The sequence below is a fragment of the Kribbella deserti genome (genome assembly GCF_042434725.1).
Lineage (GTDB): Bacteria > Actinomycetota > Actinomycetes > Propionibacteriales > Kribbellaceae > Kribbella > Kribbella deserti.
On sequence record NZ_JBHLTC010000041.1, the window covers coordinates 193807 to 215822 of the forward strand.

The 22016-nt window shown below is 68.5% G+C and carries 26 protein-coding genes; 15 read left to right on the top strand and 11 right to left on the bottom strand.

Features of this window, described 5'->3' with window-relative positions:
• Window positions 1–25 precede the first annotated feature (25 nt).
• The gene (locus tag ACFFGN_RS33925; protein WP_380056617.1) at window positions 26–1123 is read left to right on the top strand and encodes a magnesium and cobalt transport protein CorA; all 1098 of its coding nucleotides are present in this window, start codon (window positions 26–28) and stop codon (window positions 1121–1123) included.
• A gap of 235 nt (window positions 1124–1358) precedes the next feature.
• A complete protein-coding gene (locus ACFFGN_RS33930; protein WP_380056620.1) occupies window positions 1359–2387 on the top strand; it encodes an ArsR/SmtB family transcription factor in 1029 nt (342 codons plus the stop codon).
• A gap of 118 nt (window positions 2388–2505) precedes the next feature.
• Here the strand turns inward: ACFFGN_RS33930 and ACFFGN_RS33935 are convergent, their stop codons facing one another.
• The gene (locus ACFFGN_RS33935; RefSeq protein ID WP_380056623.1) at window positions 2506–3696 is read right to left on the bottom strand and encodes an acyl-CoA dehydrogenase family protein; all 1191 of its coding nucleotides are present in this window, start codon (window positions 3694–3696) and stop codon (window positions 2506–2508) included.
• A gap of 157 nt (window positions 3697–3853) precedes the next feature.
• Here ACFFGN_RS33935 and ACFFGN_RS33940 point away from each other — a divergent pair, with 157 nt between their 5' ends.
• Window positions 3854–4300: a hypothetical protein gene (locus tag ACFFGN_RS33940; RefSeq protein WP_380056626.1), complete on the top strand. Its 447-nt coding sequence runs from the start codon at window positions 3854–3856 to the stop codon at window positions 4298–4300.
• Window positions 4301–4318: 18 nt separating this feature from the next.
• On the opposite strand, the gene ACFFGN_RS33945 is transcribed toward ACFFGN_RS33940, so the two are convergent.
• Entirely contained in the window at window positions 4319–5293 is a 975-nt protein-coding gene (locus ACFFGN_RS33945; protein ID WP_380056629.1) for an HpcH/HpaI aldolase/citrate lyase family protein, read from the bottom strand.
• A 160-nt stretch (window positions 5294–5453) separates the two neighbouring features.
• Here ACFFGN_RS33945 and ACFFGN_RS33950 point away from each other — a divergent pair, with 160 nt between their 5' ends.
• The 7 genes from ACFFGN_RS33950 to ACFFGN_RS33980 all read left to right on the top strand — a co-directional run bounded on the left by ACFFGN_RS33950 (window position 5454) and on the right by ACFFGN_RS33980 (window position 10478).
• Window positions 5454–5975, top strand: a complete 522-nt coding sequence (locus ACFFGN_RS33950; RefSeq protein WP_380056632.1) for a hypothetical protein — start codon at window positions 5454–5456, stop codon at window positions 5973–5975.
• A 43-nt stretch (window positions 5976–6018) separates the two neighbouring features.
• A complete protein-coding gene (locus ACFFGN_RS33955; RefSeq protein ID WP_380056766.1) occupies window positions 6019–6405 on the top strand; it encodes a sigma-70 family RNA polymerase sigma factor in 387 nt (128 codons plus the stop codon).
• Window positions 6402–7211, top strand: coding sequence for a hypothetical protein (locus ACFFGN_RS33960; RefSeq protein WP_380056635.1), 810 nt, complete (start codon window positions 6402–6404; stop codon window positions 7209–7211). The genes ACFFGN_RS33955 and ACFFGN_RS33960 overlap by 4 nt, the downstream gene beginning before the upstream one ends.
• Before the next feature lie 82 nt (window positions 7212–7293).
• The gene (locus tag ACFFGN_RS33965; RefSeq protein WP_380056637.1) at window positions 7294–8559 is read left to right on the top strand and encodes a magnesium transporter MgtE N-terminal domain-containing protein; all 1266 of its coding nucleotides are present in this window, start codon (window positions 7294–7296) and stop codon (window positions 8557–8559) included.
• Window positions 8549–9124: a DUF1003 domain-containing protein gene (locus tag ACFFGN_RS33970; RefSeq protein ID WP_380056640.1), complete on the top strand. Its 576-nt coding sequence runs from the start codon at window positions 8549–8551 to the stop codon at window positions 9122–9124. The genes ACFFGN_RS33965 and ACFFGN_RS33970 overlap by 11 nt, the downstream gene beginning before the upstream one ends.
• Entirely contained in the window at window positions 9121–9990 is an 870-nt protein-coding gene (gene folP, locus ACFFGN_RS33975; RefSeq protein WP_446685232.1) for a dihydropteroate synthase, read from the top strand. Before ACFFGN_RS33970 ends, folP begins: the two co-directional genes overlap by 4 nt.
• Window positions 9987–10478: a hypothetical protein gene (locus ACFFGN_RS33980; protein ID WP_380056643.1), complete on the top strand. Its 492-nt coding sequence runs from the start codon at window positions 9987–9989 to the stop codon at window positions 10476–10478. The genes folP and ACFFGN_RS33980 overlap by 4 nt, the downstream gene beginning before the upstream one ends.
• On the opposite strand, the gene ACFFGN_RS33985 is transcribed toward ACFFGN_RS33980, so the two are convergent.
• Window positions 10427–11131, bottom strand: coding sequence for a class III extradiol dioxygenase subunit B-like domain-containing protein (locus ACFFGN_RS33985; protein WP_380056645.1), 705 nt, complete (start codon window positions 11129–11131; stop codon window positions 10427–10429). The two genes, ACFFGN_RS33980 and ACFFGN_RS33985, sit on opposite strands and share 52 nt — an antisense overlap.
• 81 nt (window positions 11132–11212) lie before the next feature.
• On the opposite strand from ACFFGN_RS33985, the gene ACFFGN_RS33990 reads away from it, so the two are divergent.
• Together ACFFGN_RS33990 and ACFFGN_RS33995 are read left to right on the top strand one after the other, a co-directional pair.
• The gene (locus ACFFGN_RS33990; protein WP_380056648.1) at window positions 11213–12358 is read left to right on the top strand and encodes an Mrp/NBP35 family ATP-binding protein; all 1146 of its coding nucleotides are present in this window, start codon (window positions 11213–11215) and stop codon (window positions 12356–12358) included.
• 41 nt (window positions 12359–12399) lie between these two features.
• On the top strand, window positions 12400–13533 hold the full coding sequence (locus tag ACFFGN_RS33995; RefSeq protein WP_380056651.1) for a GNAT family N-acetyltransferase: 1134 nt from the start codon (window positions 12400–12402) through the stop codon (window positions 13531–13533).
• Here the strand turns inward: ACFFGN_RS33995 and ACFFGN_RS34000 are convergent.
• From ACFFGN_RS34000 to ACFFGN_RS34025, 6 genes are all read right to left on the bottom strand, one after another.
• On the bottom strand, window positions 13530–13886 hold the full coding sequence (locus ACFFGN_RS34000; RefSeq protein WP_380056654.1) for a sec-independent translocase: 357 nt from the start codon (window positions 13884–13886) through the stop codon (window positions 13530–13532). The two genes, ACFFGN_RS33995 and ACFFGN_RS34000, sit on opposite strands and share 4 nt — an antisense overlap.
• An 80-nt stretch (window positions 13887–13966) precedes the next feature.
• On the bottom strand, window positions 13967–15343 hold the full coding sequence (locus ACFFGN_RS34005; protein WP_380056657.1) for a S1C family serine protease: 1377 nt from the start codon (window positions 15341–15343) through the stop codon (window positions 13967–13969).
• Window positions 15344–15406: 63 nt separating this feature from the next.
• Window positions 15407–16504 carry a sigma-E factor regulatory protein RseB domain-containing protein gene (locus ACFFGN_RS34010; protein ID WP_380056659.1) on the bottom strand — a complete coding sequence of 366 codons (1098 nt, stop codon included), beginning with the start codon at window positions 16502–16504 and terminating at the stop codon, window positions 15407–15409.
• A gap of 2 nt (window positions 16505–16506) precedes the next feature.
• Window positions 16507–17109 carry an anti-sigma factor family protein gene (locus ACFFGN_RS34015; RefSeq protein ID WP_380056662.1) on the bottom strand — a complete coding sequence of 201 codons (603 nt, stop codon included), beginning with the start codon at window positions 17107–17109 and terminating at the stop codon, window positions 16507–16509.
• Window positions 17106–17792, bottom strand: coding sequence for an RNA polymerase sigma factor SigE (sigE, locus tag ACFFGN_RS34020; RefSeq protein WP_380056665.1), 687 nt, complete (start codon window positions 17790–17792; stop codon window positions 17106–17108). Before sigE ends, ACFFGN_RS34015 begins: the two co-directional genes overlap by 4 nt.
• A 208-nt stretch (window positions 17793–18000) precedes the next feature.
• The gene (locus ACFFGN_RS34025; RefSeq protein ID WP_380056667.1) at window positions 18001–18222 is read right to left on the bottom strand and encodes a biotin/lipoyl-binding carrier protein; all 222 of its coding nucleotides are present in this window, start codon (window positions 18220–18222) and stop codon (window positions 18001–18003) included.
• Window positions 18223–18325: 103 nt separating this feature from the next.
• On the opposite strand from ACFFGN_RS34025, the gene ACFFGN_RS34030 reads away from it, so the two are divergent.
• Window positions 18326–18793: a GNAT family N-acetyltransferase gene (locus ACFFGN_RS34030; RefSeq protein WP_380056670.1), complete on the top strand. Its 468-nt coding sequence runs from the start codon at window positions 18326–18328 to the stop codon at window positions 18791–18793.
• A gap of 19 nt (window positions 18794–18812) precedes the next feature.
• Here the strand turns inward: ACFFGN_RS34030 and ACFFGN_RS34035 are convergent, their stop codons facing one another.
• Window positions 18813–19400 (bottom strand): hypothetical protein, encoded by a 588-nt coding sequence (locus ACFFGN_RS34035; protein WP_380056672.1) that lies wholly within the window; start codon window positions 19398–19400, stop codon window positions 18813–18815.
• A 44-nt stretch (window positions 19401–19444) separates the two neighbouring features.
• Window positions 19445–20332: an SIS domain-containing protein gene (locus ACFFGN_RS34040; RefSeq protein WP_380056674.1), complete on the bottom strand. Its 888-nt coding sequence runs from the start codon at window positions 20330–20332 to the stop codon at window positions 19445–19447.
• Window positions 20333–20433: 101 nt separating this feature from the next.
• Here ACFFGN_RS34040 and ACFFGN_RS34045 point away from each other — a divergent pair, with 101 nt between their 5' ends.
• Together ACFFGN_RS34045 and ACFFGN_RS34050 are read left to right on the top strand one after the other, a co-directional pair.
• The gene (locus ACFFGN_RS34045) at window positions 20434–21216 is read left to right on the top strand and encodes a DeoR/GlpR family DNA-binding transcription regulator (protein WP_380056677.1); all 783 of its coding nucleotides are present in this window, start codon (window positions 20434–20436) and stop codon (window positions 21214–21216) included.
• Window positions 21217–21386: 170 nt separating this feature from the next.
• Window positions 21387–22016 (top strand): O-methyltransferase, encoded by a 630-nt coding sequence (locus tag ACFFGN_RS34050; RefSeq protein ID WP_380056772.1) that lies wholly within the window; start codon window positions 21387–21389, stop codon window positions 22014–22016.

Here is a 22016-nt window from a genome sequence, read left to right on the forward strand (position 1 = left end):
GCCTAGAACCGGACGGAGGTGGGAGATGGGGGCGACACGCCGGGTAGGACGTGTCTTCACGCGCCCCTCCCGCCGTGGCACCGAGCCGGTCGTGGACATCGTCAGCGACGGCAAGCTCGACGGCGCGCTGGTGGACTGGGCGTACTACCGCGACGGCCGGCGCGACCGCGACATCAGCTCGTACGCCGACGCGCTGGCCCACGCCCGCCGGGGCGACGGCTTCGTATGGATCGGCCTGTTCCAGCCGGACGTCCGTCAGCTCGCGGCCGTCGGCGCCGAGTTCGGCCTGCACAAACTGGCGCTCGAAGATGCCGCGGAAGCCCACCAACGGCCCAAGGTCGAGCTGTACGGCGATCGCGGTGAGACGTTGTTCGCCGTACTGAAGACGGTTCGCTATGTGCCGCATACGACGTTGACCGACACCTCCGAGGTGGTCGAGTCCGGCGAGGTACTGGTCTTTTGCGGCACCGGCTTCGTGGTCACCATCCGGCACGGCGATCACAGCGAGCTCAAGGGCATCCGGCAGCAACTCGAGGCCGAACCGGATCGCCTGGCCGCCGGCCCGGGCGGTGTCCTGCACGCCATCGCCGACCACGTGGTCGACACCTATCTCGACGTGGCCGAACGGGTCCAGGCCGATATCGACCTGATCGAGGTGGAGATGTTCTCGCCGCGCGGCTGGCGCAACATCGAGCGGGTCTATCAGCTCAAACGAGAGGTGCTCGAACTCAAACGCGCGGTGGCCCCGCTGACCGCGCCGATGCGGGTGCTGGCGTTCCGTCGGCACCCACTGATCACCGACGAGACGCGGACCTATTTCCGCGATGTGGACGACCACCTGCTGCGGGTCAAGGAACAGGTCACCTCGTTCGACGAACTGCTCACCTCGATCCTGCAGGCGGGCCTGGCCCAGGTGCAGGTCGCGGAGAACGAGGACATGCGCCGGATCTCCGCGTGGGTGGCGATCCTGGCCGTGCCGACGATGATCGCGGGTGTCTACGGGATGAACTTTAAGAACATGCCGGAGACCCGTACGCAGTACGGATATTTCGTCGTGCTGGCCGTCATGGCCGCCGCGTGTGCAACGTTGTATGTACTGTTCAAGCGGAACCGCTGGCTGTAGGACTGGTCTAATCCCGGCCTGTGCCGGTCATGGCAGCTACCTGCCACAACTTTTCCAACCTGGCAACAGCGTGCCATGGCCAGCATTGCTCCCTCAGGACGTGCCATCCCTCCTTGTGGATGCTCCCGGCGCTTTGTTTGAATGCCTGCATCGCGTTCGGTCAGCAGGTCTTCACGGTCAGCGACCGACCGGCATGGGGGCGTGGCAATGAGCCGGTAGCCGGGAGGAGAGCGTCGTGCTTCGCATTCACTTCACTCCTCGGGACCTCGCACGGACGACGGTCTCGACGAGTCCAGCACCACTTTGGGAGATTCTGCTCAGTCTGCACATGCTGCAGCACCAGGACGGACGACTGGTCTTCGAGGACTGGCGGCGGCATGTGCGTGCCACCGTCGCGCCCGACCAGATGCGCCTGCTGCTGGAGCTCACCCCGGCCTGGGGATATTCGCCGGACTTCCTGACCCCGGCGGATGCCCCGTCGGACTTCGACTCCGCGCTGGAGATGGCGTTGTCGACACCGCGGCAGGCGGTTCGCAACCAGCTGGCTCTGCTCAGCAAGTACCGCCCGGTCTCGCCGTGGACCCGGGAACTCGCCAGTGGTGATCGCGCGGCGATGAACCGGCTCGGCCGGGCCCTGCGCACGTACCACGACGCGGCGATCGCGCCGTACTGGAAGTCGATCGGCACCCACGTCAGCGCGGACCACAGTCACCGCGGCGAATCGCTGGCCCGGCACGGCGTCGACCAGTTGCTGTCGACGTTGCATCCGCGCGTGCGCTGGGCACCGCCGGTTCTGCAGGTGCTCGATATGAACGACCGGGATCTGTATCTGGATGGGCGTGGCATCGAGTTGCAGCCGTCGGCCTTCTGCTGGCGAGCGCCTACCAAGCTGCAGGATCCGGAGTTGCGGCCGATCCTGGTGTATCCGATTCAGCATGCGCCGGGAATACTGCGGCCGGCCGGTGCGGAAACGTCGTCGAGTGGTTCGGAGGCGCTGGGATCGTTGCTGGGGTCCACCCGGGCGGCGGCGCTCGAGGCTGCGGTTAGTGGCTGTACGACGACGGAGCTGGCGCGTCGTTGCAAGATCTCCCCGGCCGCGGCAAGTCACCAGGCCACGGTGCTCCGCGAGGCCGGCCTGATCACCACCCGCCGCGCTGGTGCGTCAGTCCTGCACGAGGTAACCCAACTAGGCATCTGGCTCCTGTCCGGCCACGGCTCCGGCACCACCCGCCACCTCCCCCCAGACCAACGCCTAACCGGCTGAGATTTGCCTAGCTCCCCACAACGAACGGCCAAGGTGCTCGGTGAATCTTGGCCGTTCTCCCATTCCCAGAAGTACAGCGAGGCTCGCCCCTCAGGGCCGGAGCGGTTCTACGCTCGGGTCAGAGTTTGTAGTCTTCTAGTAGGCGGCGGCCGATGATCATGCGTTGGATGTCGGCGGTGCCTTCGCCGATGAGGAGCATGGGGGCTTCTCGGTAGAGGCGTTCGATTTCGTATTCCTTGGAGAAGCCGTAGCCGCCGTGGATTCGGAAGGAGTCTTCGACGACCTGGGAGCAGTATTCGCTGGCCAGGTACTTCGCTACCCCGGCTTCGAAGTCGTTGCGGAGACCCGAGTCCTTCTTACGCGCGGCCTTCACCATCAGCTCGTGCGCGGCCTCGACCTTGACCGCCATGTCGGCCAGGCGGAAGAGAACGGCCTGGTGTTCGGCGATCTTCTTGCCGAAGGTCTCCCGCTGCTGGGCGTACGCGATCCCCAGCTCGAACGCCCGCCGCGCCACCCCGCAGCCACGCGCGGCGACGTTGACCCGGCCGACCTCGACGCCGTCCATCATCTGGTAGAAGCCCTTGCCCGGTACGCCACCCAGGATCTGCCCGGCCTCGATCTCGAAGCCGTCGAAGATCAGCTCGGTGGTGTCGACACCCTTGTAGCCCATCTTCTCGATCTTGCCCGGCACGGTCAGACCCGGGCGGACCTCACCGAAGCCCGGCTCCTTCTCGACCAGGAAGGTGGTCATGTTCTTGTAGACCGAGTCCGAACCTTCATCGGTCTTGACCAGCACCGCGACGAGATTGGCCGAACCACCGTTCGTCAGCCACATCTTCTGGCCGTTGACGATGTAGCCCTCACCGGACCGCACGGCCTTCGTTTTGATCGCCGCGACGTCGGAGCCGCAGCCCGGTTCGGACATCGAGAAGGCGCCGCGGACATCGCCGGTCGCCATGCGCGGCAGGTACTTCTGCTTCTGCTCGTCGGTCCCGTGCTGCAACAGCATGTACGCGACGATGAAGTGGGTGTTGATGATGCCGGAGACGCTCATCCAGCCGCGGGCGATCTCCTCGACGCAAAGGGCGTACGTGAGCAGGGATTCGCCCAGGCCGCCGTACTCTTCGGGAATCATCAGGCCGAACAGGCCGAGTTCCTTGAGGCCCTCGACGATCTCGGTCGGGTATTCGTCCTTGTGCTCGAGCTCGGTCGCCACCGGCATGATCTCGGACTCGACGAAGGCCCGGACCGTCTTCAGGATCTCCTCCTGGACGTCGGTCAGCCCTTCGGTCTGCTGCAGCCTGCTCATCGCTGTCCGCCTTCTCGTCGCCTCTGAAACCGCCGTGCCTTACTCCCGAGTATCGCGGTCCAGCATGGCCGGTGGTCTACCCGGCGCGCAGTGACCGGGACCACCCGGCCGAAGTGGCGTGGCCGACAAAACGCCCGCGTTCTGGCAGCATGCCGTCATGACAGCTCCCGTAGTTCCGCGCTGGCGGCAAGCCGGCCGCGTGATCGGGGTGGTCTTCACCGTTGTGGTGATCCTGCTTCAGATCGTGCTGCTCGTGCAGAACGACCGGCCCCGGTGGTGGATCGCCTGGCCGGTCGCGCTGCTGATTCTTTTCGCCGGCTTGTTGTGGTGGTCCCGCGGCCAGTTCCGCGGCGCGTCCAAGGATCATCCGATCGAAGCCCGGAGTCGCCGCGGCCTGGCCATGTCGGTGACCTGGCTGCTGATCCTCACCGGGCTGATGATTCGCAGCGCGAACTTCGGCGGCAGCTGGCTGTTGCTCGGCGTTTACGCGATCGGCGTGCTCTTCACGATCGGCGCCGTCGCCGAGGCCGCCATGATCGCGCCCCGGGACGAACGCGGCGAGCAGGCCCCCGACGGTCCCGCCGAAGACCTGCCCGCGCCTTAACGAACAACCAGGTACGAACTAGGCCGGCGCCTGCCAGACGTTGGTGCGGGTCATACCCGCCGCGCGGCCCTTGGCGGAAACGACCAGCGCCATCTTGCGGGAGGCCTCGTCGATCATCTCGTCGCCGAGCATCACCGCGCCGCGCGCGCCACCGGCGGCCGAGGTGAAGTGGTCGTACGCGTCGAGAATGTTCTCCGCGTGGTCGTAGTCGTCCTGCCGGGGCGAGTAGACCTCGTTCGCGGCGGCGATCTGGTCCGGATGCAGCACCCACTTGCCGTCGAAACCGAGCGCGGCCGAACGACCGGCCACCCGGCGGAAGCCCTCGACCTCCTTGATCTGCAGGTAGGGCCCGTCGATCGCCTGCTTACCGTGGGCCCGGGCCGCCATCAGGATCTGCATCAGGATGTAGTGGTAGGCGTCGCCGACGTCGTAGCCCGGCGGCTGCTCACCGACCACCAGCGACTTCATGTTGATGCTGGCCATGAAGTCGGCCGGCCCGAAGATGATGGTCTCCACCCGCGGCGAGGCCTGCGCGATGGCGTTCACGTTGGTGAGGCCGAGGGCGTTCTCGATCTGGGCCTCGATGCCGAGGCGTCCGACCTCGAGGCCGTGGACGCGTTCCAGCTGGGTCAGCAGCAGGTCGAGCGCCACCACCTGCTCGGCGGTCTGCACCTTCGGCAGCATGATGCAGTCCAGGTTCGCGCCGGCGCCGGAGACGACCTCGATCACGTCGGCATACGTCCACTCGGTGGTCCAGTCGTTCACCCGGACCACCCGGGTCTTCTCGCCCCAGCCGCCCTCGTTGAGCGCGGCCACGATGTTCTTGCGGGCGTCGACCTTGGCGATCGGCGCGACCGAATCCTCCAAGTCGAGGAACACCTGGTCGGCGTCCAGGCCCTTGGCCTTCTCCAGGAAGCGCGGGTTGGATCCGGGGGTGGCCAGGCAGGAACGCCTGGAACGCAACGCCCTACCGGCCGGAATCTGCTCAGCCATCGCCGTACCTTCCATCGTCACTGTGACACCGTCTGTGTGCTGATTCGCAGCGTACGGCGAATGCACCCCGGTGGACCCGGTGACATCGCTCACCCCGGGCCCGCGATGTGGCCGGTGTCACCGCCAGCCACGCGGGTCCGACCTGTGGCAGGCTGAGCGGGTGAGCGAGGCAGAGGCGGAGATCGCCGGGGTGATGAAGAAGGCCGGCCTGGTCTGGCTGTCCTGGGACGGACGCCGGCCCGCGCCCGCCTGGTTCGCCACGGTCGACGGCGCGTACGTCGTATTGGCTGACGGGTCAGACGGGGACGAGCAGCCGCTGCCGGGTTTAGCCGAGGCCGGAGCGGCCGAGGTCGTCGTACCGGCTAAACCCGCCACTAGCCGCCTTGCCAGCTGGAAGGCCTCGGTACGGCGCCTGGAGCCCGGGTCGGACGAGTGGACTGCCGCCGCGCAGGTGCTTCGTACGGAACGTTTGAACGCCTCGAACCTCGACGACCAGCTAGAACGCTGGGAGGCCTCGGCCGACCTGCTGGTACTTGAGCCGACGGGTGAGATCACCGAGGCCGCTGGGCGGTACGACGAGCGCGAGCGGGCTGAGACGCCTCCGGGGAGTCCGGCGACCACCAAGGGCAAGAGGCCGTTCACCCTGCACCGACGGTCCAAACGGAGACCGAAACTTTCTTAGGATCCTGGGCAACATTCTCGCGAAGAGGGCGGCGCTTGCCAAGCTGTACGTGGCCTGGCCGCGAATTCGGCGTAGTGGCGGCGAGGACGCTTACGTACGCCGCATCCTGGTAAACGCCAGCATCGACGCCCACCGCCGGCCCTGGCGGCGGGAAGAGCTGCCGGCCAGTGAACTTCCGGACAACCCGGCGCAATCCTCATTCGGTAGCGAGGAGCGGGACGAGCTGGTCCAGGCACTGGCCACCCTCGGGCCGCGGCAGCGCAGGATCCTCGTGCTGCGGTACTGGCTCGGGCTGACCATCGAGGAGGTCGCTGCTGACCTGCAGATCAGCAGCGGCACGGTGAAAAGCCAAACCTCCAAGGCACTCGACAACCTCCGGCGTCAGTTGACCGACACCCGATTCGAAGAACTGGCGGAGGAATCAGCATGAACGAACAAGATCTGCAGGACCGGATGGCGGGTAGTGCCGCCTGGACGGAGCTCACCAGCTCCGACGTGACCGGTGATATCGAGCGCGGCCGCTCGCGGCTCAGGCGACGCCGGGTCGGTGTGGGCCTCACCGCGATGTCGGCGGTCGCCGTGGCCGCCCTCGGCGTCAACGCGGTAGCCGGGCAGTTCGGCAACGATGTGGGCGCGGCCGGCACGCCGCCGCTCGCCGTCAACACTCCGACCCCGAACGCCAGTATTACGGCGAAGTTCGTGGAGCCGCGGAAGCGGGCGGCCATTCACGCTGCGGCGGTGGTCAAGCACATCGATCCACAGAAGGAGTACACCTCGGACATCAGACTCGGCTCGGGCCAGACCGATTCGACAGCGACCGGCCAGGTTTGGACCGCGTGGTACAGCCACGGCAGCTGGGAGCAGGACGGCGGTAGCGGCATGCTGAGCATCCACGTGGCCAAGGAAAAAGAGACGAACCTTCACTGCGGCCCAGAGGCCGAATCACCGAGCATCCTCAAGTTCAGCTGCCAGTGGAAGACCCTGCCCGACGGGACGAAGGTTCAGGTCGGCCAGGCGACGAGTAGCGGCGTCTACAAGGGCGTTACCTACAAGAACATCCCGAGCCGGTTCGCCTACTACGTCCGTCCTGACGGCCAATCGACCTTTGTGGCGGTCTTCGGCGGTGCCGGTAACACCTCCGAGCGGCAGCTTCTCAAGCGGCCTCTGTCGAAGCTCGACGTTACTGAGGAGCAGTTGATCGCTGCCGTCAAGGACCCGGCGCTGTCGGGCCGCTGAAGTCCTGTCAGCACTGGCCGGTCCACCGCCGTACGGGCGAGTGGGCCGGTCCGGTTGGCCGGGAGGGGTTAGCCTTCGCAGTGTGAGTGGAGCCCCGTCGCGCGTCTATGTCGCCCGGCTGGCCGGTCTTCCCGTTTACGACCCGAACGGGGACCAGGTCGGCAAGGTTCGCGACGTCGTCGTCATGCTCCGGCAGGACACGAAGCCACCTCGAGTGCTCGGACTGGTGATCGAGGTCTTCACCCGGCGGAGGATCTTCCTGCCGATGACGCGAGTCACCTCGGTGGACGTCGGCCACGTCGTCACTACCGGCCTGCTGAACATGCGCCGCTTCGAGCAGCGGCCGACCGAGGTACTCGTGCTCGGCGAACTGCTCGACAAAACCGTCACGATCCGTGAGAGCGGGACCTCGGCCGTGGTGTTCGACGCCGCGATGGAGCAATGGCGGACCCGGGACTGGGTGCTGGCGAAGGTGGCCGTCGCCGAGAGCGCGAAGCGGTTCCGCCGCCGCGGCCAGACGCACGTGCTGGACTGGTCCGACGTGAGCGGGTTCGCGGTGATCGAGGAAGGCCAGGGAGCGACGCACCTGCTGGCCGCGTTCGAGACGATGAAACCCGCCGACCTGGCCGCCGTACTGCACGAGTTGTCGTCGAAGCGGCGCAGCGAGATCGCCGGCGCCCTCGACGACGAGCGGCTTGCCGACGTACTGGAGGAACTGCCCGAGGACGACCAGGTCGAGATCCTGGCCAGCCTCGATACCGAGCGCGCGGCCGACGTGCTGGAGGAGATGTCGCCGGACGACGCGGCCGACCTGATCGCGGAACTGCCGACCGATACCGCGGAACGGCTGCTGACCCTGATGGAGCCGGAAGAGGCGAACGACGTCCGCCGGCTGCTGACGTACTCGGAACGCACCGCGGGCGGACTGATGACGTCCGAGCCGGTCATCCTGCCTGCGGACGCCACTGTGGCGGACGCCCTCGCACACGTGCGCAACGCGGATCTCAGCCCGGCTCTCGCCGCGATGATCTACGTGTGCCGTCCGCCGCTGGAGACCCCGACGGGCCGGTTCATCGGCGTCGGGCATATCCAGCGCCTGCTGCGGGAACCACCTTCCGCGCTGGTCTCGGGCGTTCTCGACACCGATCTCGACGGCCTGCACGCGGACGACAGTCTGCAGGCCGTGAGCAAGTACCTGGCGACGTACAACCTGGTGGCCGCGCCGGTGGTCGACGAGGAAGGACGGCTCCTCGGCGCCGTTACCGTCGACGACGTGCTGGACCACCTGCTCCCGGAGGACTGGCGGGAGCCTTCCAAGGTCGAGGGGGTGCACCGAAATGGCTCGTGACGACAGGAACGACGACCACCGGGATCTGCGGCTCACCCGGGCGGCGGACCGGCTGGACATCCCCCGCGAACTACGGCGCACGCTGGTACGGCGACGGGCCTACGACGCGGATGCGTTCGGCAGGTTGTCGGAGCGGATCGCCCGGTTCCTAGGCACGGGGCAGTTCCTGGTCTACATGACCGTGACGGTGTTGTTCTGGGTCGGCTGGAACATCGTCGGGCCGAAGGACCTGCGCTTCGACGAGTACCCGTTCATCTTCCTGACGTTGGCTCTGAGCCTGCAGGCGTCGTACGCCGCTCCGCTGATCCTGCTCGCGCAGAACCGGCAGGAGGCCCGCGACCGGGTGCAGTACGAGCGGGACCGTGACGTGGACGCTCGTACTCGGGCCGACATGGAGTTCCTGGCCCGGGAGATGGCGGCGCTGCGGATGTCCATCGGCGAAGTGGCCACCCGCGACTTCCTGCGTTCGGAGCTGCGCTCGCTACTGCAGGAGCTGGACGGCCCGAACCCCGGCAAGCGGCCCGAGGGCAAACGGCCGGAGCAGAAGCGGGCTGAGCAGCGGTGACCAGCACGCTGAGGCTGGGGCGAAGGACCTTCGCTCCGGAGCAGTTCGCCCTGATGGCGATCGTGAACCGTACGCCTGACTCGTTCTACGACCGCGGCGCGACATTCGCCGACACGGCCGCCCTCGAGGCCGTCGACCGGGCGGTTGCCGACGGCGCCGACCTGATCGACATCGGCGGCGTCAAGGCCGGCTACGGCGAACCCGTCAGCGAGGAAGAGGAGATCCGCCGCACGGTGGACTTCGTCGCGGCCGTGCGCGAACGCCACCCGGACCTGGTCATCTCGGTCGATACCTGGCGGGCCGGAGTCGCCCGGCGGGTCTGTGCCGCGGGCGCCGATCTGCTCAACGACACTTGGTCCGGCGCCGATCCCGGGCTCGCCGAGGCCGCCGCCGAGTACGGCGCGGGGCTGGTCTGCAGTCACACCGGTGGCGCCGTGCCAAGGACCGATCCGCACCGGGTCGCCTACCGCGATGTGGTTGCGGACGTGATCGAAACCGTCAGCCGACTGGCCGAACGGGCCGTCGGCCTGGGCGTACGGCGTGACGGCATCGTCATCGATCCCACCCACGACTTCGGCAAGAACAGCCTGCACTCGCTGGAGCTGACGCGCCGGCTCGACGAACTCGTGACCACCGGATGGCCCGTACTGGTGGCGGTCTCGAACAAGGACTTCATCGGCGAAACCCTGGAACGACCGCCCTCGCAGCGTGGCGTCGGAACCCTCACCGCGCTGACGGTCTCGGCCTGGCTCGGTGCCCGGGTGTTCCGGGTGCACGATGTCGCCGCGGCCCGGCAAACCCTCGACATGGTCGCCGTACTGCGTGGAACGGCTCAGCCGGCCGGGATTCGCCGGGGGCTGGTATGACGCTGACCCGCTGGCACGTCGGCCCCTGGACCGCTCGCGGTACCGCGCCGGGCGAACCACTCCAACCCGGCAGGCGCCGTACGCCTGACGAGCTGAACTTCGACATCATCGGCCTCGCACGCATCCTGGGCCGGCGCCTGTCCGGGCCCGAGGAACTTCAGGTTCGCCTCTGGCAGAACGAACTACGGCCCACCCACACCCGGTTGTGCGGCGTACACACGCTGGCCGATCCCGAGAACGCCGAACGGCTTGCTGCGACCGCCGCGAAGGCGTTCGAGTGGCTGGCACAGCAGGCTCCGGAGGGCTACCGGTTCGTTCGGACGGACGCGGTGTACCTGGAACCGTTGGAAGGCGAGTCGGCTTTGACCGTGTGGGAGGCGCCCGACGGCTGGGTGGTCGGCGACGCGGCCTGCCGCTGGGCCGGACCGTTCGCTACTCAAGCCGAAGCGATCGAGGCCCGCGACAGGGACCAGCGCGCGACGAAGTAGGCCACGCCGTACGGCGCCGCCGCGTAGTCCAGCCGGGCGTCCCACTCGCATCCCTCGGCGGCTCCGGCCAGTACCTGCCAAGGCGCCCGGCCTGCCGCCTGGACCTCGGCCGCGATGAACGGATCGAGCGCGTCCAGTACGGCGGTGTCGGCCGTCGCGAGCGCCGAGGCGACCGCGTCATCGAAGGCCACAGCCCGGGGATGCAGGTGGGCCGGGGCGTGCTCGCTTTGCCGGGCCGAGCCGTCGCCCATCACGAGCAGGCCCAGCCGACGTGGATCCGCCGCCAGCCGTTGGCCGAGTTCTACGCAATCCGCCGGTGCCGCGTCGGCCGCGACGGTCAGGCCTGACCAGACCGGGATGCCCGCTTCGCGCAGGAGCCAGGCGCCGATCAACAGGGACAACGGCGCGTCCGGCTCGATGCCGAGATCGACCTCGCGCGCGCCGTACGCCGCCAAGTCGGTCTGCCCCGGGCCGAACTCGAGCCCGGTGGTCGGACCGGAACCGATCATCAGGACAGCCTCGGCGTCGGCCAGGGATTTGACCGCCGCGATGGCCGCCGCCCGGAGGTCGCCGGTTTCGGGCGCCGCGCCGGCCGCGACCTGCGGAACGAGGATCGGGGGGTGTGGGCAGACCGTTACGGCGACGACAGGCACAGCGGCCAACTTACCGGGTGACGACGTACGTCACATGGACCGTGGTGGGGTGGCTGGGTGGCACCGCGTAGCCTGGTGAGCATGTCCCCAACTGCAGACCAGGTGACCGCCGCACTGGGCTCGGTGATCGATCCCGAGATCAAGAAGCCGATCACCGAACTTGGCATGGTCGAGTCCGTCGTCGTCCGTACCGATGGCGTTGTCGCGGTGAAAATCCTGCTGACCGTCGCCGGTTGCCCGATGAAGGACACGCTGCGCCGGGACACCACCGCCGCGGTGCAGTCCGTCGAGGGTGTCACCGGGGTGGAGATCGAGCTCGGCGTGATGTCCACCGAGCAGCGTGCCGCCCTGCAGACCCAGCTCCGCGGTGGTCACGCGGAGAAGGAGATCCCGTTCTCCCGGCCGGACTCGCTCACCAAGGTCTTCGCGATCGCCTCCGGCAAGGGTGGTGTCGGCAAGTCCTCGGTGACGGTGAACCTGGCCGTCGCGATGGCGCGCCGCGGTCTGTCCGTCGGCGTGCTGGACGCGGACATCTACGGTCACTCGATTCCGGCCATGTTCGGCGTCGCGGACGAGCGGCCGACCTCGGTCGAGGACATGATCATGCCGGTGCCCGCGCACGGCGTGAAGGTGATCTCGATCGGCATGCTGAAGCCGAAGCGCGAGCAGGTGGTCGCCTGGCGTGGACCGATCCTGGACCGCGCACTGGTGCAGATGCTCGCCGACGTCTACTGGGGCGACCTGGACGTGCTGCTGCTCGACCTGCCGCCAGGCACCGGTGACATCGCGATCTCGGTCGGCCAGCGGCTGACCAGCGCCGAGGTCATCGTGGTCACCACGCCGCAGGAGGCCGCCGCCGAGGTGGCCGAGCGTGCGGGCACGATGGCGCAGATGGTGCACCAGCGGGTGGCCGGCGTGATCGAGAACATGTCGTTCCTGCCCTGCCCGCACTGTGGTCCCGAGCACCGGATCGAGATCTTCGGCTCTGGCGGTGGCGCCCGGGTCGCCGAGACCCTGTCCACCCGCCTCGGCTACCCCATCCCGCTGCTCGGCCAGGTCCCGTTGGACGAGCGCCTCCGCAGTGGCGGCGACAACGGCCAGCCGCTGGCGATGGCCGATCCCGAAACCCCGGCCGCGATGGAACTCGCGCAGATCGCGGACCGCCTCGGCGGTAAGCCGCGTGGTCTGCTCGGCCGCCAGCTCGGGCTCTCCCCCGCCGGTCGCTAATCGGTTTGCGGCCACCGGTTTGACCGGGTGAAACTGCGCGGGTGGAGTTTCCCGCGCAGGTCCCGGTCCTGTCCGATGGTGTCGTCACGCTACGCGCGCCCAGTCCGTCCGACGCCGCCGGAGTTGTTGCCCAGTGCAATGACCCGGTGAGCATCCGGTGGACCGGCGTACCGCAGCCGTACGGCGAGGAGCAGGCGCTGGCGTGGCTCAGCACGTCGATCCCGGCGGCGTGGACGGCCGAGACCGGCTTCGTTTTCGCCATCGACTACGACGGCCGGTTCGCCGGTTCGGTCGAGCTCCGGCCAGAAGGTGGCGGCAATGCCGAGATCGCCTTCGGGCTGTCCGGCTGGGCCCGCGGCTCGGGTGTCGCGAAGCGCGCGGTGCGGCTGTTGCTGGACTGGGGATTCACCAGTCGCGGTTATTCGGTCGTGCACTGGCGGGCGTATGCCGGCAACTGGGGTTCGCGGCGAGTGGCCTGGGCGACCGGCTTCCACTTCGGGGCCACGATCCCCGGCATGCTGGAACAGCGCGGCGCGCGGCACGACGCGTGGACAGGGTGGATCGGCCCGAAGGACAAGCGCGAACCGCAGACGCCCTGGTTCGTGAACCCCGTGCTGGAGACACCGCGGGTGCGGTTGCGGGATTGGCGTGAGGACGAGCTCGACCGGATGAGCGAGGCTCGGACGAACGACGCGACCGCTCATTTCCTGCCGTTCATCCGGCAGCCGTTCGATCTCGCGGCGAGTCGCTGGCTACTCGGGCACGTCCGGTTGCAGGCCGCGCAGGGGCTGCGGTTCAACTGGTGCGTCGCCGATCCGGACACGGATGTTGCCTTCGGCAACGTGACGTTGTTCCGGCTGAGCGATCCGGTGCCGCCGGTCGAGGGCAACTTCCCCGGTGAGGGCGAGCTGGGCTACTGGGGCCACCCCGAAGGGGCCGGGCGAGGCCTGATGTCGGCCGCCGTACGACGCATCGCCGAGTGGTACTTCACGCCGGCGGCGGAGGGCGGTTTCGGCGGTAAGAGGCTGTTCATCGGGACCGCCGCGTCCAACCAGGCGGCCCGTCGCGTGGCCGAGGCGGCCGGCTTCGAACATGTCGGTACCGAGCGGGCCGCCTTCCCGCTCGGCGACGGGACGGTCGACGACAAGGTCGTCTACGACCTGCTTAAAGGTTAGGTCGCCTCGGAGTCGTACGGCGCGGGCTGCCCGGCGGGCAGGCGCGGACGGTCGCCCATCAGGTCCATCGAGGAGCCGACCGGCTTGTCCAGCGCGTCGGCGTCGTCATCGTCGATGCCCTCGAGCAGGTGCTTGCGCACGAAGCTGCGCGGGTTGAGGTCGCGCACGTCCAGGTCCGCGAACTCCGGGCCCAGCTCGTTACGCAGATCGGTTTGTGCGTTGGTGACCATCTGGCGCATCTGGCGCAGCAGGCGACCGGCGGTCCGGGCGAACTCCGGCAACCGGTCCGGGCCGAACACGAGAATGGCGACCACACCGATCACCATCATCTCGGGAACCCCGATACCGAACATGTCCCCTCCTCACTCCCGATCGGCCGCGCGGCGCGGGCGAGCCGCAGCCAGGGTAGCCGTTGGCAACGACCGCCGGTGGATCAGCCCGTCTGCTGGCCCAGTTTGACCGAAACCTGCCGCGTCTGGCCGTCGCGCTGATAACTCAGCCGCACGTTCTCCCCCGGCTGGTGGGCGCGAATGGCGACGATCAAGGCCTCCGCGCTGGTCACGGCCTTGCCCTCGATCTCGGTGATGACGTCCCCGGTCCGCAAGCCGGCCTTCTGCGCCGGTGAGGCCGGGTTCACGCCGCTGACCTTGGCACCGCCCTCGAACTGCATGTCGACGCTGGCCCCGATCACCGGGTACGACGCCTTACCGGTCGCGATCAGTTGCTGGGCGGTGCGGCGGGCCTGGTCGATCGGAATGGCGAACCCGAGGCCGATGTTGCCGCTGCTGCCCGCGCTGGTGCCCCGCACGGTGGCGATGGCCGAGTTCACGCCGATCACGCGGCCGTTCATGTCGACGAGCGGGCCGCCGGAGTTGCCCGGGTTGATCGCGGCATCGGTCTGCAGCGCGTTGATGTAGGAGATCTCGCCCTCACCACCCGCCGTGACGGGCCGGTTCTTGGCCGAGACGATGCCGGCCGTGACCGTACCGGCGAGGCCGAGCGGGGAACCGATGGCCAGCACGTCCTGGCCGACCACCGCGACGTCCGAGCGGCCGAACTGCACCGCCGGCGCGGTCAGGCCGGTCACCTGCACCACGGCCAGGTCGTACGCCGGGGAGCGGCCGACCAAACGCGCGGAGGCGGTGGCGCCCTTGTCGGTGACGATCTGGATCTTGCCGCCGGGCTCGGCCGCCGGGGAGACCACGTGGTTGTTGGTGAGGACGTGCCCCTCGCCGTCGATCACGAAGCCCGAGCCGGTGCCCGCGTCACCGCCACCTTGCACCTTGAGCTGAACCACGCTCGGCAACAGACTGGCCGCCACCGCGGACACGGAACCGGTTCGCAGCCGGGGCGCGGCGCCGTTTCCGATAGCGGGCGGCGGTTCGCTGGACACGTTGTCGTCGAGCGCGACCACACCGAGCGCGGCGGCCGCGCCACCGATCAGGCCGACCAGCAACGCGACAACCGCGGCCAGCACGATCACCCGGCCGCTTTTGTTGCTGTTCGACGGTGGCGTGTACGCGACGGCCTGCTGCTGGTGCCAGGGCTGGATCGGCGGTGGCGGCGGTCCGTACATACCGCGCCGCTCCGTCGGCCACGCCTGGCCCTGGTAGACGGGCTTGAAGACCGGCTCCGTCGGCGCGCCCTGACCACTGAGGTACGGACGCGGCTCGGGGCGCTGGGTCAGATTCGGATTGACCGGGGCGCTGCCAGGCTGGTGCAGAGGTTGCTGCGGCAGCACGCGGGTCGGCTCGGTCTGGTCCGGATTGCTCGGGACAGGAGTGGTCGGCTCCGAGTCGTGCCAGCTCATCGGGCCCACCTCACGTTGTCGTCTCATCCGGTCGCGGGCCTGTCCAGCACCCGCTCTCAACGATTATCCCAGCTTTGACGACAGCGCACCCATCGGCGTGAGCCACAACGCCATTTTGGCCAGTCCCTTGCCCATGCGATCCAGTGCGCGCGGTTGTTCGGGCAGCTCGTGCGGGAACGCCGCGACCACCTGATCCATCACGTCGAACGGGATATCGCCGACCAGGGTGTAGACGATGCCGTTCGACTCCCACACGGCGTACGACGGCATGCCGTAGCGGAGGTAGACCGGCGCGCCCTCGTGGGTCGTGGCGGCGGTATAGCCGGTCAGCGCGGCCGGATCGAGAGCCCCGCGCTGCTCGAACACCGACACGTTGAACAGGCCGTCCGAGTACGCGAACTGGATCGAACCGGAGGCCTGGTCGGTGTGCACGTCGTACAACCGCAAAGACGCGGGGAGCTGGTCGGCGCAGTTCCAGCCTTCGCTGCGCAGGCGGCCCGCCTCGTGCTTTCCCAGCGCGCTCTCACCGCCCTCGGGCAGCATCGGCGGCAGGTGGCTGATGAACTCCTGCTTGGGCCCGACGTCCAGCGCGGTGAAGACGGTCGCGCGGACCACCTTGGTGCCGTCGACGGTGAACAACTGGCGCTGCAACAGCAGGCCCGTCACCTTGTCGATCCAGAACCGGGCCGCCAGGGTCTGATCGTCGCGACGGGCCTCGACCAGCACCGCCGAACGCCCGATGGTGCTGGTTTCGCCCGCGAGGACAAGCTGGTACGTCGCCTGGAGCAGGGACAGCGGGCCGCCGTCGACGGTCGGACCGAGGCTGTGTTCGGTTCGCTGGATGAAGGCCTTCACGCCGTCGGACTCGCCCGTTCCGAGCACGGTGATCTGGGAACCCTGTTGCGCGGCATGCACCACGTCGAGCACGGCCGAGCTCGCGCCCTGCGGGCCCCACGAGGTGACCTGCTGGGTGGCGTGGAACGAAACCCGGTCCGGCGCGGAGGCGGCCCGCTCGAGCCAGGTGATCGCGCTCGGCGAGTCGGCCCGGTCCGCCGGCGGCGGGGATTCGGCCTGCGCGTGCGGTACGGGCAGGCCGAACGACAGCAGCGCCGTACCGACGAGCACGGCCACCCGCTGGAGGCTCTTGGTCGAAGTGGCCATCACTACCGGCCGGAGGAAGCCGCCGGCTGGAGCAGGACGGAGCCCGAACCGTTCAGCGACGACAAGAGCGCGGCCGGATCGCCGAACGGGTAACCGGTCATCGTGCTGGCGTAGTCCGCGGAGAAGCTGCTCACCGGGGGCTGCAGCAACGGCGGCTGCTGCTCCCGGGCGGGATCACCGATGACAAAAGCCGTACCGAGCAGCGTCGCCACCGCGGCCGCGGAACCGGCCGCGCCGAGCACCGTCGTACGCCGCCGGGTGGTGCGGGCCGGGCGCTGACCGCCGGGGCGGGTCGGGCCGGTCCGTGCGGCCGGAAAGGCCGATCGCTGCGGGCTGAGGCTGACCGCCGGCGTGAGCACCGGGCGGATCTCCTCGCGTGGTTCGGTCGCGAACGCGGGCACGCCGAGCAGACGCTGCATCAGGTCCTCGGACGGGCCGGGTGTATCCAGCTCCAGCATGCGGGCCTTGAGCCGGCGCTGCGCGTCCACCTCGGCCCGGCAGGCGTCACAGCCGACCAGATGGCTGAGCACCTTCTCCCGGGTCTCGTGGTCAAGCGCGCCGTCAACCGCCGCGCTGAGCTTGTCGAGCGGGTGCTGGCTCGTCATCGGCCGTCACCTCCGGCAACGAGGGGGCCATCGGCCGGTGGGCCGCTGACCCGGGTCTGTCCGTCGCGCGGCGCCCGGTGCTCGAGGTGCTTGCGCAGCATCGAACGGCCGCGGTGGATGCGGCTGCGCACGGTGCCGAGCTTCACGTCCAGGACGTCGGCGATCTCGTCATAGGTCATGCCTTCGATGTCGCAGAGCACCACGGCGGCGCGGAAGTCCTCCGGCAGCGAGTCCAGCGCGCTCTGCACGTCGTGATCGAACGAATCGTGATCGTACTTCTCCGCCGGGCCGTGACCGCGGGCCGGCAGCCGGTCGTGCGCGTCCTCGGGCAGGCCGTCGAAGCGGATCCGCTGCTTGCGGCGGGCGCCGTCGAGAAAGAGGTTCGTGGTGATGCGGTACAGCCAGCCCTCGAAGGTGCCAGGCGTGTACGACGACAGGGACCGGAACACCCGGACGAAAACCTCCTGGGTGAGGTCCTCCGCGTCGTGCTTGTTCCCGGTCAGCCGATACGCCAGCCGGTACACCCGGGCGGAGTGATCGCGCACGATCTCGTCCCAGCTCGGCAGCGCCTGAGCCGGCTCGGGCAGCCCGGCAGAGGCGGTGTCGGATGCTGTCACGACGGCGCCTCCCTGTGTTCCCGTTCTGCGATCCGCGATCTGCGGTGCAATGAGCGTGACCACCATGGTGCCGCGTTCACCGTCCTCTGCGCACGTCGGGGACACCCGGGCTGAACCCTGAGATGCCTTGTACGGCTGTACGGGTGGTGAACGTCGCGTTCCACGCCGAAGTTCCCGGCGCTCCGGCCTCTCAGCCGAAGTTCAGTCTTCTCTTGGTCTGCTGTCCAGGTGATAAGACCGCCGGAGCGGCCGTTTTGTTCGGAACCTGGCTGGATCAGTCTGCTTCGATGACGGCTATCGGGTCGCCGTCGTTGACAACCTCACCCTCGACGACCTTCATCGCCACGATGGTGCCGGCCACCTCGGCCAGTACCGGGATCTCCATCTTCATCGACTCCAGGATCACCAAGGTGTCCTCGGGTCCGACGGTGTCCCCGGCCTTGGCCGTCACTTTCCAGACGTTCGCCACCAGCTCGGCCACCACGGTGTGACTCACGCGCGCTCCAATCCCTCGCCGGACGGCCCCGGCACGCTCCGATCCTATTCCCCCGCTGCCCCGGCCGCCTCGTCTTGTCGGTGGCGGGTGGAAGGGTTGGTCCGTGGACGTTGACGAGGTGGTGCGGGCGTGGGTGTTCGGCTGGGCGGTTTCACGCGGTACGGCGCCCCCGGTGCCCGTTGATGAGGGCTGGCGGGTCGAGCCGCGCGAGTTCCTGATGAGCAAGGACCTCGCCGCGGTGCCGGAACCACGGCACGAGTCGTACGACGTGAAGGTGACGGAGGACGGAACGTCCTTGGTGAAGGTCGTCGCGGTCACCGGCCAGGGCGAACCGGCCGCCCGCGCGCAGGGAGCATTCGCGCAGGGCGTGATGACCGTCGACCAGGTGGAGACCGAACCCGCCCGTCGCAGGCGCGGCCTCGGCCGGCTGGTCATGACAACGCTGGAGTACGCCGCCGCCGAACGCGGCGTACGGCGAGCCGCGCTGGTGGCCACCGAGGACGGCCGAGCCCTCTACCACTCCCTCGGCTGGACGGTCGGCTCCCCCATCACCGCCACCGTCCGCCGCTAACAGCGGGACGTCGTGGGTGTTACGTGAGGACTATCGGGACGCCGCGGCGTAGTGAGTGTTGTGCGGCTCTGAGGTAGACGGCGACGTAGAAGGCGGTGTCGAGATCCGTGGTCCACAGGCCCGATCGGCCGGCAGCCAGCTCTTTCGCCGCCCCGTCCAGGAACCACATGGTCAGATCGAGGTTGTCGCACATCATCGGAGCCTCTGGGGGGAGATCGAGGATCGCTGCTAGGCGTTCCGCGATCGCCAGCACCTGAGGGGCACCGGCCACCACGGTCTCGTCCGCATATGCGGTCTCGACCGGCAGCCAGATCTCCTCCTCGAGGGACACTGGCACCAAGACACTCCAGCCCGCAAAAAGCTCGTACTCTTCGCGGGAGAGATGCGCCTGGCAGAGCGCATCGAACCCGGCCATGGACGGGCTCAGCTTCTCTTTGAAGGACTGGCCGGAGCCGCGGACGAAACCGGGTTCCTCGGGCACCGACTCGTACGGCGGTAGGCCCCGGCGGACCAGCTCCGCATTCAACGCCGAGGCGGTCTCGCCCCAACCGTCCTCGTCCTGACCGAACCACTCGGACCCACCAACGCTGACCAGGTAGATGCCCACGACCGAAACCTACAACCGGCCCGCGAGGAGGGCTCGCACGCGGGTCAGGTGAGGATTACGGAGCGGGTGAGGCTGCGGGGCTGGTCCGGGTTGAGGCCGAGGGCAAGGGCCTTGGCGACGGCTACGCGCTGGGCGATCACGAGCGAGGCCATCGGGTCGAGCTCGGCGTGGTGCACGATCGTGGCGCCGGTGGCGGCGACGTCGTCGAGCAGGCCTTCGGGGGCGTCGCCGAACAGCCAGACACCACGGCCGGGCTGGGCGATCGCGATCGGGCCGTGGCGGTAGTCCATCGCCGGGTAGGCCTCGGTCCAGGCGGAGGCGGCTTCGCGTTGCTTGAGGGCAGCTTCGTGCGCGAGGCCGACGGTCCAGCGCGTACCGAGATAGGTGACCTGCTCGAGCGCGGCCAGTTCGGTCACGTCGACGGTCAGCGCGTACTCGGCGTCCTTCGCGGCCTTGACCAGTTCGTCGCCGAGACCGACGGAGGCCCGCAGCAGCGCCAGCGTGGTGGTGGCGAACCGGGTCTGCACAACCGACTGCTCATCGGCGAAGTCCAGCATGATGGTCTGATCGGCCAGCCCGACGATCGGCGAACCCGGCGTCGCGGTGATCGCGACCGTCGGCAGGTCCGTGCGGCTGATCAGGTCGAGCACCTCGGTCGTCGTACCCGAGCGGCTGATCACCACCACCGCGTCGTACGAGCGGCCGAAGGGGAACTCCGAACCGGCGAAGGCGTCGGTCAGCCCGTGGCCACCGTCCTCGCGCAGCGCGGCGTAGGCCATCGCCATGAACCACGACGTACCGCACCCGACGACCGCGACGCGCTGCCCGGCGGCCGGCAGCACCGCTGCGTACTGCGCAATCGAGTCGTTCATTTGGCGCCACAGATCGGGCTGGGTGACGATCTCCGCGCTCACATAAGGGGTGTCAGTCATGGGCTCTCCACTGATGGTGATGGTCGAAACTGCTCGAACATGATCGAATGGTGCGAACCGGCAGTCATCCGACTGACCGAACGTGTGAAGGAGGAGCCTGGGTGAAGCGTTATGAACGCCTGAACACCTTGCTCGAGTCGCTCGCCGAGAAGGGCGCCATCGACGTCGACGAACTGGCGGAGCAGCTGCATGTCTCGGCTGCGACCATTCGCAGGGACCTCGACCATCTCGGTAAACAGCAGCTCCTCACCCGGACCCGGGGTGGCGCGGTCGCGAACGCGGTCTCGTACGACCTGCCGCTGCGCTACAAGACCGCGCGGTTCGCCTCGGAGAAACAGCGCATCGCGCAGGCGGCGGCCACGCTGGTGCGCCGGGGCATGGTGATCGGCATGAACGGCGGCACCACGATTTCCGAGGTGGCGCGCACGCTGGCCACCCGGCCGGAGCTGTCCGCCGAACACGGCGAACCCGCCTTCACCCTGGTCACCAACGCGCTCAACATCGCCAACGAGCTGATCGTGCGTCCGCACGTGAAGATGGTGCTCACCGGTGGCGTCGCCCGGCCGCAGTCCTACGAGATGATCGGCCCGCTGTCGCACCGGATCCTGGCCGACCTGTCGCTGGACATCGCGTTCATCGGTGTGGACGGTATCGACGAGACCGGCGCCACCGCCCATCACGAGGGCGAGGCCAACATCAACCAGCTGATCGTCAGCCGTGCCGCCAAGGTGGTCGTGGTCGCCGACAGCTCGAAACTGGGCCAACGCGCATTCGCGCGCATCTGTGAACTCACCGAGATCGACACGCTCGTCACCGACGCGCAGGCCGACGAGTCGCAGCTGACCGTCTTCAAAGAGGCGGGTATCGACGTCATCCGGGCGTGAGCGGGGAGCTACAGCCTGCACGATCACACCCTCCTTTCGACGAAACCCGATCATAGCTGCTCAGTATATGAGGCTACGAACAAGAATGAACAGGTGATGCGGGAGTGGAACGCTCACCGCTAGGCTTCGCCCTAGGTCTTGAGTACGAGGAGGGCAGCAACATCGCGGGGATCAGGCCCGAATCCTGGGCGTATGCCGAGGGCTATACCGGTGAGGACGAGGTCGTCACCGGCGCCCGCGCGGCCGCCGAGGACAGTGGCGTGTCTCCGATCGGCCCAGGTGGTGCCGCCGCGCTGACGTTGCTGGCCGCGGCGGTCGGTGCGAAGGCCGTCGTCGAAATCGGCACCGGCACGGGGGTTTCCGGGCTGGCGCTGCTGCGCGGCATGCGCGCGGACGGCACGCTCACGACGGTCGATCTCGACGCGGAGAACCAGCGACTGGCCCGCAAGACCTTCCTGGACGCGGGTATTCCGTCGCAGCGCTTCCGGCTGATCGCCGGCTCGGCCCTGGACGTCGTACCGCGGCTCACCGACGGGCACTACGACCTGGTCTTCTGCGACGCGGACAAGCGGGAGTACACGGGCTACCTGGCCGAGGCGCTGCGGCTGCTCCGCCCGGGTGGCGTGGTCGCGTTCGACAACGCGCTGTGGCACGACAGGGTGGCCGATCCGGCGCAGCGCGATCCGGACACGCTCGCGATCCGCGATCTGATCCGCGCGATCCGCGAGGACGACGATCTGGTCTCGGCCCTGCTGCCCGTCGGCGACGGCCTGCTCGCAGCGGTCAAGCGCCCGGACTGA